Raw genomic sequence first — 9,502 nt, 5'->3', positions numbered from 1 at the left:
TTCACTCCACTCCACTTTCCAAAATAGAGAAAGATTCATTTTCACAATCAATTTCTGCCATCGCACCGTAAGGTAAAATAAACTTCGGTTCAGTATGGCCAAAATTTAAATTATAAAGAATCGGCAAATCTTCTAAATTATTTTCCTTCATAATCTTAAGTATTACCTGTTTATATTCTTCATAATATGTTTCGTCTTTCGGTTTACCGAAGATGATTCCCTTTGCTTTTTGCAGAATGCCTTGCGCTGCATAATTTCGCAACCAATACTTTATATAATTTGGTTCTGGATGTTCTTCAGATGTTTCAAAGAATAGAATACTATTCTCCCAATGCTTTTTCTCAGGCCAAAGTTCCGTTCCTTTTACGAATTCCAATACTTCAATACAACCACCAATTAAACGCCCTCGTACAGTCCTAGATCCTTGAAGGACCTCATATCCGTTGTTTTGCTGCATCGTACGTCTTGTATCCTTATTTATTTCTATCCATTCTAAACGCTCACTCGTCCATTCGTTAGCTGGTTGAATTTCACCAATAATCTCATTTGAAAAGAGAGTTCGATTCACTGTTTCAATCGTATATGAATCCATCTCTATATTTTCAGCAAAATCGGTTAAGATTGCTGGACCGTAAAAAGAGGAAATTCCTGCTTTATGACAAAATAAGTGTGACACGGTATCGTCAGAGTACCCCATAAAGATTTTCGGATTTTCACGTATCACATTAAAATCAATATAAGGTAGTAAACGGATACTATCTTCGCCACCAATATTCGTAATAATTGCTTTAACACGCGTATCTTTAAATGCTGTCATTAAATCTTCCGCACGAGCCCCTGGATTGTTATAAAGGTATTCGCTACCTTTTAAACTATTTGGCATTGGGATAACTGTAAGCCCGAATACTTCTTCTAATCTCTTTACTCCTTGCTCATAACGCCATCTTAGCTTAGAATCACCCGCTCCTCCCCATGAAGCACTTACTGTTGCTACGATATCTCCTGGCTGTAATCTCTTTGGTTTTATTAACATATGAATTCCGCCCCTACATAATGTAATGAACTACGATTATACAAACCGTAGCATTGAAAAATATGATGCATGACAGTAGTTTCTTCATCATCAATCCGTTTACCTGCTGATATTCAAGAATTTAGCAGTAGTGTTGAATATAGGAATAGTCGATTAATATTTAAAAATTACAGTATGCAACATTGCATGAGAAAAGTGGTTGTTATTTTTATAACCTGTAACTATAATGGTTACAGGTTGGTCGTAGCCAATCAAAAAATAAAATCATCATGAATGGAGAGGTTACATATGGGTATGAAAAAATTAATTTTAGCAGGTGCTTTAGGTATCGCAGCATTATCAGGAACGAATGTACCAGGATTAGAAGTAACGAAAGCGAGTGCGGCTTCTATTGAATCGAATTTCTCGACGTTAGAAGGGCGAGTAGTAGAAGTAGATAACGGTGTAATTGTTGTGAAATCTAAGCAATATGAGGAGCCTGTTAGTGTGTATATGGATTCACTTTCAAATGTGAAAGTAGGAGACGAAGTAAAAGCGACTGGATCTATGATGCGTAATTTTACAGAATATATGGTTGCAACTGCAGTTGAAAATACAACAAACAAGTTAGGTATGCACATGAAAGAAGATGGCTCACCTGATTATGTAATTGGCGAAGTATCAAAAATAGGAACGATGGAAGATGAGGGAGACGGTTCTACTAAGTATGTCGTAGTTGAGTATCCATCACTAAATGGGAAGAAAGATAGTATTGACGTTTTCTTAACAAAGGGACAAGTATTTCATACTGGTGAGAAAGTAAAAATTGATATGAAGTTTGTAGGATGGGGCGGAAGTTCTATTAACTGGAACACAACGGACAACATTGAAAAAGTTCATGACGTAAAGAGCGACGTTGAAAATAATGATGATGTTTGGATTTGGTCTTAATTAGACGCTTGTAAATAACAAATGTATCATGCAGTACCCATCGAATCATCATATGTATGATAATTCGATGGATACTTTTTTGTTTTATGTTTTTTTGAGAATACTGGATTTCCGATTAGAATATGATGTTAACACTGGAGCGAAGGTTAAAAATACAATATTGAAAGAGGTGTTTAAGGGTGGAGCGAGATGATGTTTATTTACGAGCTAAAAAAAGAATGGAGAATTTAAAAGCATTTTACATTCATTTAACGGTTTATATACTAGTGAACTTAATGCTTTTTATTATAAATATAAGTTCTGATTCAAGTAAATTATGGTTTTTATATCCACTTGCAGGTTGGGGGATTGGTATCGTTATACACGGATTGACGACTTTTCCATTTGGGATATTCGGAAAAGAGTGGGAAGAACGAAAGATTAAAGAATATATGGAGAAAGATAAGTAAATTTATTTCTGGAATTTATGAATATAAAATCTCATATAAATCTCTATGATTACACGCTTGGTGCGAAGTATATTCTATAGCTTCGCCTATTTGCTTTGTATTTGAAGTTTGTGCGAGTGAGAGTGTTCATATACATTTTTTAGGGTGAACTGCATGTGAAATCAAAACTTTATTTGTAGTACATAATAAATACAGTTATTTTACTTTTTAAATTACATGTGGATATAGGATAAAGTTGATTTATTACCCTATATTAAAATAAAAATAAACCACTGTTCGATTTGAATATTCCACGATATAATGGTGAGAGTTTATATCTGAAGAAATATTTGCATAAGAAGTGAGGTACTGTATGAAAAAAAGAACGACAGACATTATTTTTATTATTATTGGTGCATTCCTTTTTGCTTTAGGTGTCAATTTGTTTGTTATCCCGAATGAGTTCGGTGAAGGCGGGGTAACAGGTATCACGATTATTACGTACTATTTATTTGAGTGGTCACCAGGTTTAGTCAACTTAATATTAAATGCGATTTTGTTAATAGCTGGTTATAAATTTTTAAACAAGATCACAACAATTTATACGATTATCGCTGTAGTTACGAACTCGCTATTTCTTCATTTGACAGAAGGTTGGACGATTACTTCTGATGAAATGCTCGTAAATGCTATTTTCGGTGGAATATTTATTGGGTGCGGGATTGGTCTTATTATTCGCGTTGGCGGAACAACAGCAGGTACTACCATCTTAGCAAGGATGACGCATAAATATTTAGGATGGAGCATTAGCTATGGTTTACTGTTCTTCGATTTAATTGTTGCGTTTTCATCTTATTTCATCATTGGTGCAGAAAAACTGATGATAACAATTATTATGCTATATGTAGCAACGAAAGTGATGGAGTTTGTAATTGAAGGTTTAAATCCGAAGAAAGCCATTACGATTATTTCTGATAACCCGAATGAAATTGCCGGGAAGGTAACTACCTTAATGGGCAGAGGGGTTACTGTGTACTCAGGTCATGGCTATTACACGAAAACTCCGAAGGAAATTCTTTATGTTGTTATTAATAAGCAAGAAGTAGTGAAGCTAAAACGGATTGTTCAAACTACAGATCCGGCTGCGTTCATCGCTATACACGATGTTCGTGATGTGTTCGGAGAAGGATTTGTTGATATTTCTAAGGCTTAATAAGAGTTAGAAATTGGTTTTTGTTAAAATAATCTTAATACTAAAATAGAAGAATCTATTTCGAAGAATCTTTTTTCGAAATAGATTCTTCTTTAATAGATCTATATTTACAATTAAACCTCATTCACTTTAAGTTCAATCTTTTACATTCTAAAGAAAAACTACCGATAGAACGCTCCAGTCTGTTCTTTAATTTTGAAATGTGAGAGTTGAATAACAATAGATTATATGTGCTTTTTTAATCTACTCCCCATGAGTTCCGCCATTTGTTTCGCATCTGGATTTCCTTCATCATGCAACTTATCAATAATATTAATATAATCCATTTCATTTCGATTTTGACTTAATTTATATGCAGCCTGAATATCTCCTACCTTAATTTTAAATCCAACTATGCCTTTCAGTTCATTTTCTAAGAGGGCAGGGGAAAGTTTATCCCATAATACTGGATTTTCACGATGCTCTTCATATTTTTTCAGCATTGTTGTTAATTCATCTATTAATTCTTCTTTATCTAAAATACTTGCTTTACCATATATATGGACGGCTTGATAATTCCATGTTGGAACTTCTTCATGTTCATACCAAGAAGAAGAGATGTAAGAGTGCGGCCCTTGAAACATGACAAGAACATCTTCACAGGTTTCAAATGTTCTCCACTGGGGGTTCCCATAAGCCATATGTCCAGTAATAAAATAATCATCACCGTTTTTAGTTAACCCAAAAGGCAAATGAGTTGCAATTGGTTTCTCTTTTTTTGTTGTGACGATTGTTCCAAAAGAGTTTTTTTGAACAAAATCCCAAATCTCATCAACATTTGTGACCTTAAAATGCTTTGGAATATACATAATAACCTACCTTTCAAAAAAGTTATATGAGTGTTTTGATCATTATAAGATCAATTTGCTCCTCATCCCCCATATAAAAGGAGTGTGATCCAGCTTGTACAAACCCTAATTTCTTATAAAAAGCAATAGCATTTTCATTTTTCTCCCATACGCCTAGCCAGATATTCTTTTTATTATGTTTTATTGCAATTTCAAAAGCATAATTTAGTAGATATTTACCAAGACCATGTTTTTGAAATAAGCCCTTTATATAAATTCTCTCGACTTCAAGTGATTCATCGCCCATTTCTTCAGACTGAGCATTATCGGTATTGATCTTTAAATATCCAGAGATTTCATTGTTAAAGTAGACAAAAAAGAATTGAGAAGAGATATTGGATAATTCTTTTTCTAATTGTTTCAAGTTAAATGCCTTTTTCAAATAGTTATTCATATTTTCTGGTGAATTTTGATGTTTAAATGTCTCATTAAATGTTTCATAACTAATTTCATGAAGTTTGTGTATATCTTCAAGGGTGCATTTTTCTATATGTGTAGTCATTTAAATAGTTCTCTCCTTTATATAATCAATAATTTCTCTTATTTCCTTTTTTTACGAATTCCCAATCTTTTTCTATATTCTTTCTTACTCTTTGAAGGAGATTAGAAATAGTTGCCGCTTCTGTTTCGGAAAAGCCCTCTAATGCAACAGTATTGGAATAATCATTTTCTCTCTTAATAAAAGGATAGACATTTTCCCCTTTTTCTGTCGGGAAAAGTTTTTTGATTTTTTTGTTAGATGAATCTTCTTTCTTTTCAATAAATCCATTGATTTCAAGCTTTTTGATAGCACGGGCTGCTGTTGTACGATCTACTTTTATCATCTCAGATAGCTTTTCTTGAATGATTCCTGGGTTTTCACATATTCGCACAAGGTACAAATACTGACCTTTTGTAAGCTCATATTCTTTAAATTCTATATTGCTAATAGAATCTAATGCCCTTGCAATCATTCCAATTTCACGAAGAATTTCCTTCATAATGAACTCCTTATCGTTTGTTTTTATTGCAAATGCAACAATTTAAAGTTACATTAAATATAAAATATTTTTATTGTAAATGCAACAAAAATAAAGGGGAAGAGGTTGATTAAAATGAAGTATGTTTTTTATGTATTAGGAATTTTAATATTAACCCTTGGTATTTCTTTCACAATACAATCAGATATTGGAACTTCACCTTTTGATGCGCTTTTAGTAGGATTTTCTTTAAATGTGGGGCTTACTGTGGGAAGTTGGGAAATAATAATAGCTTTATTATTGATATGTTGTAATTCGATTTTAAAAAGACAAAGACCAGAGGTACTAGGGTTGTTAACAGCATTCATAACAGGTATTGGTATTGATATGTGGCTATTTTTATTACGTAGTTTAATTACACCTGAAATATGGTATGGTAAAATGATTTATTTTGGAATTGGCTTAGTTATGACAGGATTTGGAACTGCGCTATATTTACAGACAAATTTTGCTCCCATTCCAATTGATCGATTAACCTTAATCATACAAGAATTAACTAGAACCAATATCTTTTTCTCACGAACCCTTATTTACCTTATATTCTTGATGATGGCAACGATTTTACATGGACCAATTGGTGTTGGAACTGTATTCACCGTTTGCTTAGGTGGGCTATTACTCAATTTCTTTATGCCACTTACTAAAAAAGTATTAGACCACGTATTAATACACCGTAGTACACTACAAAATTATAAGAAGAATAAAGCAGTTGACCAATCATAAGAAAAGTGAAATTCTTTTCTTTAAATTATTTATTCATTTGAATACCGACTGTTTCCGCAACGTTCTTCAATCGACCAAAACTTTATAAATTTTGTGACAGAAAAGAATTTCCGCCATTCTTATTCCAAAAAAACAGATAGCATTTCGTTTTTCTTTTTCTTGCAAAAAATCCAATTGTTTCTTAATGTAAGGATGTAGAAGGATGAACGAGAGAGGGTTTAATGAAGATGATACATATTTTATTAGCTGATGATGATAAGCATATTAGAGAGTTATTACATTACCATTTACAAAAAGAGGGGTTTAAAGTTTTTGAAGCGGAAGATGGAAAGGTAGCGCAAGAAGTATTAGAGAAGGAAAATATTCATCTTGCGATAGTGGACATTATGATGCCGTTTGTTGATGGCTATACGTTATGTGAAGAAATCCGGAAGTATCATGATATACCGGTTATTTTATTAACTGCGAAAGATCAGTTAGTTGATAAAGAAAAAGGATTCATTTCTGGTACGGACGATTATATTGTAAAACCGTTTGAGCCAGCTGAAGTCATTTTTCGTATGAAAGCTTTGTTGCGCCGTTATCAAATGCTGAGTGCAGACATTATTACACTTCACGGGACGACAATTGATCGTAAAGGTGTTGAAGTAAAGTGTAACGGTCAAACGATTTTGCTTCCGCTGAAGGAATTTGAATTATTATCGCAATTAGCTAGTTATCCTGGAAGAACATTTTCAAGAGAAGAGTTAATTGAATTAGTATGGGGAATGGATTTCGAAGGGGACGAACGAACGGTTGACGTTCATGTGAAGAGACTACGAGATCGTTTCTCAAAAAGAACAGATGATTTTCAAATTACGACAGTGCGCGGACTCGGCTATAAGTTGGAGCTGAGATAAGATGAAATCACTATATTCTAGATTTGTTTTTATGACAGTCGGTATTATGCTTCTTAGTAGTATTATCGGTTTTTTATTAACGAACGTATATTATCAAGTGAAGTTAAAACCGTATAATAGTGAAAAGATTTTAAACTATGCTGAGGAAGTTAAATCGTTATATGAAAAGCAAAGTGAAGAAAATAAATATGATTATTTACAATCTATTGCGAAGTTAGGATATGAAATTTATATTGTAGACGACCAAATGAATGGAAAGCGTATCGGCAACGCGTTTCGTAAAATAACGATAAGTGATGATACGGTTCGTAAAGTATTGCAGGGGGAAACGTTTAATGGTGTTTCCACATATCCAACGAGGCTCTTTATTACAGGATTCTTCGATAATGAATTAATTAATAGTGTCGGTGTACCGTTAAAACACGGTGATAAACAGTACGCTTTATTTATTCGTCCTGACATTCAGCAACAATTTGGTGAAATGAGAATTTTCTTAGCGGTTTTACTTGGTTTTATCGTGTTATTAAGTATTATTTTTATTGCGATTGCAGCAGGTTACATCGTTCGCCCAATTCGTAAATTTACGAAAGCTACGCAAAAAATTGCAAGTGGTGAATATGAAATTGAATTAGACGTAAAACGAAAAGACGAAATAGGAACGTTATCTACAAGCTTCCAAAAGATGACGAAAAGTATAAAAGAATTAGATGAAATGAGACAAGAATTCGTTTCGAACGTTTCGCATGAATTTCAATCGCCGCTTTCTTCCATACAAGGATTTTCGAAAACATTGCAAACAGAAAAGATGAGTGAAGAAGAAAGAAACCATTACTTACAAATTATCGAGGGCGAAAGTAAGCGAATGTCTAGTTTATGTAAACAGTTACTTACGCTAGCTTCTTTAGATAAAGAAGAAAAAGTATTACAAATAAAAGAATTCAATCTACAAAAGCAAATTAAAGACGTCATTTTTATGCTCGAATGGAAATGGCGTGAGAAAGATATCGCCGTTGAGTTTGATGTGCCGGATATTACAATACAAGGTGATGAAAACTTACTACATCAAGTGTGGAGTAACATTTTTACGAATAGCATTAAGTTTTCAAATGATGGTGGGACGATTGAGTTTTTTGTCGAAGAGTTAGAATCTAGTGTCATTATCTCTATATCCGATAACGGGATCGGTATGGAAAAAGAAGAAATGGACCGTATTTTTGATCGTTTTTATAAAGTAGATACGGCAAGGGCAAGAAACGTAGAAGGTAGTGGCTTAGGATTATCAATCGTGCAGAAAATTGTTGAACTGCATAAAGGGGCAGTTTCGGTGTATAGTACGAAAGGGGAAGGGACGACTGTTCGGGTTGAACTTCCGAAATAGATGGAAGAGGCTGTTTGCGAACGCCTCTTCTTTTTTGTCCGTTATTCTACATGTAAAGTGAAAAAATATGAGTAATCCTATTCTATAATTGGACTTGTTTGTGGAATAAGATTAGGAGGAAGTTTATTTGAAAATGTAGAATCTCTACAGAGTTATAAGGATTTTATTGAAACTTTAACTATTTAGGGAGGAAATTACTTTGAAACGAGTTGACTTGTTTTTAAATGTACTAGATTCAACATTCGATAAAGAGAGTTGGTATGCACCGTTTAAACATGCTATAGAAGGACTTACAGCCGAACAGGCTATGTGGAAACCATCTGGAGAGGGAATGAAAACCATTTGGGAGAACGTTAATCATCTCATTTATTACAAAGAGAGACTTGCTGCAAAATTGGAAGGCCATGAATGGACACATAATCTTGACGGTGATGACACCTTTTATCTTACTAAGCAATCTAATGATGACACAGAATGGAAGGAAGTCGTTGAACGTTCTGAAAATGCTCAGCGAAATTTAAGGCAGGTATTAAGTGCAATTTCCGAAAAAGAGCTGGAACAAAATTCATTAGAGGGGAAATTACTAGACATCATGCTTCACGATGCTTATCATACTGGCCAAATTATTCAATTAAGGAAAATGCAGGGGGCATGGCCATCAAAACGTTAACTGAACGTATTAGTTATTCCATTAAAGGGCGCTATTGTTGAATGGAATTTAGATTTTTCAAATGAATTTATTGTTATATGTTTATTTTAGTATCTTACATCCAAAAGTAAACAAGCATAACCCCGTCCTAAATTTAGGACGGGGTTATGCTTGTTTGCGCTTTATAGCAAAAAGAAAATATTTTCTTTATTTGCTATAAGGCAGTATCTTTCACCTGTTCTTCCTTAAACCGAAGCTCAAAAGTATCCTCTGTAATCTTCTGTTCATATTCCGTTCATATTTCTTTTTTATGATAAGTGCATAGAAAGAAAGAGGAAGGAGC

The 9,502-nt window shown here is 33.6% G+C and carries 11 protein-coding genes; 7 read left to right on the top strand and 4 right to left on the bottom strand.

The window, feature by feature from the left end; genetic code table 11:
* Position 1: 1 nt before the first annotated feature.
* Positions 2–1,033, bottom strand: coding sequence for a S66 family peptidase (locus DPQ31_RS15985; protein WP_097959500.1), 1,032 nt, complete (start codon positions 1,031–1,033; stop codon positions 2–4).
* Between the two features lie 288 nt (positions 1,034–1,321).
* Between DPQ31_RS15985 and DPQ31_RS15980 the strand changes: the two genes are divergently transcribed.
* The 3 genes from DPQ31_RS15980 to DPQ31_RS15970 all read left to right on the top strand — a co-directional run bounded on the left by DPQ31_RS15980 (position 1,322) and on the right by DPQ31_RS15970 (position 3,604).
* Positions 1,322–1,963 carry a hypothetical protein gene (locus DPQ31_RS15980; protein ID WP_208730692.1) on the top strand — a complete coding sequence of 214 codons (642 nt, stop codon included), beginning with the start codon at positions 1,322–1,324 and terminating at the stop codon, positions 1,961–1,963.
* A gap of 179 nt (positions 1,964–2,142) precedes the next feature.
* On the top strand, positions 2,143–2,412 hold the full coding sequence (locus DPQ31_RS15975; protein WP_000438987.1) for a 2TM domain-containing protein: 270 nt from the start codon (positions 2,143–2,145) through the stop codon (positions 2,410–2,412).
* Positions 2,413–2,764: 352 nt separating this feature from the next.
* The gene (locus DPQ31_RS15970) at positions 2,765–3,604 is read left to right on the top strand and encodes a YitT family protein (RefSeq protein WP_000747489.1); all 840 of its coding nucleotides are present in this window, start codon (positions 2,765–2,767) and stop codon (positions 3,602–3,604) included.
* Positions 3,605–3,828: 224 nt separating this feature from the next.
* Here the strand turns inward: DPQ31_RS15970 and DPQ31_RS15965 are convergent, their stop codons facing one another.
* Genes DPQ31_RS15965 through DPQ31_RS15955 form a run of 3 tightly spaced genes read right to left on the bottom strand, consistent with a single transcriptional unit; the run spans position 3,829 to position 5,471 of the window.
* The gene (locus tag DPQ31_RS15965; RefSeq protein ID WP_208730691.1) at positions 3,829–4,452 is read right to left on the bottom strand and encodes an FMN-binding negative transcriptional regulator; all 624 of its coding nucleotides are present in this window, start codon (positions 4,450–4,452) and stop codon (positions 3,829–3,831) included.
* Positions 4,453–4,474: 22 nt separating this feature from the next.
* A complete protein-coding gene (locus tag DPQ31_RS15960) occupies positions 4,475–4,993 on the bottom strand; it encodes a spermidine/spermine N(1)-acetyltransferase (protein ID WP_139823499.1) in 519 nt (172 codons plus the stop codon).
* A gap of 25 nt (positions 4,994–5,018) precedes the next feature.
* Positions 5,019–5,471: a MarR family winged helix-turn-helix transcriptional regulator gene (locus DPQ31_RS15955; protein WP_000658989.1), complete on the bottom strand. Its 453-nt coding sequence runs from the start codon at positions 5,469–5,471 to the stop codon at positions 5,019–5,021.
* 114 nt (positions 5,472–5,585) lie between these two features.
* Between DPQ31_RS15955 and DPQ31_RS15950 the strand changes: the two genes are divergently transcribed.
* The 4 genes from DPQ31_RS15950 to DPQ31_RS15935 all read left to right on the top strand — a co-directional run bounded on the left by DPQ31_RS15950 (position 5,586) and on the right by DPQ31_RS15935 (position 9,180).
* Complete coding sequence (locus tag DPQ31_RS15950) at positions 5,586–6,233, top strand: YczE/YyaS/YitT family protein (RefSeq protein ID WP_208730690.1); 648 nt, start codon at positions 5,586–5,588, stop codon at positions 6,231–6,233.
* A 221-nt stretch (positions 6,234–6,454) separates the two neighbouring features.
* Positions 6,455–7,132 carry a response regulator transcription factor gene (locus DPQ31_RS15945; RefSeq protein ID WP_097926824.1) on the top strand — a complete coding sequence of 226 codons (678 nt, stop codon included), beginning with the start codon at positions 6,455–6,457 and terminating at the stop codon, positions 7,130–7,132.
* A gap of 1 nt (position 7,133) precedes the next feature.
* The gene (locus DPQ31_RS15940; protein ID WP_208730689.1) at positions 7,134–8,510 is read left to right on the top strand and encodes a sensor histidine kinase; all 1,377 of its coding nucleotides are present in this window, start codon (positions 7,134–7,136) and stop codon (positions 8,508–8,510) included.
* A 199-nt stretch (positions 8,511–8,709) separates the two neighbouring features.
* Positions 8,710–9,180: a DinB family protein gene (locus tag DPQ31_RS15935; RefSeq protein ID WP_208730688.1), complete on the top strand. Its 471-nt coding sequence runs from the start codon at positions 8,710–8,712 to the stop codon at positions 9,178–9,180.
* Positions 9,181–9,502 lie beyond the last annotated feature (322 nt).

The organism is Bacillus sp. COPE52 (assembly GCF_003355115.1).
Lineage (GTDB): Bacteria > Bacillota > Bacilli > Bacillales > Bacillaceae_G > Bacillus_A > Bacillus_A toyonensis.
Note: the sequence above shows the minus strand (reverse complement) of the source record. Positions and strands in the feature narration are given on the sequence as shown.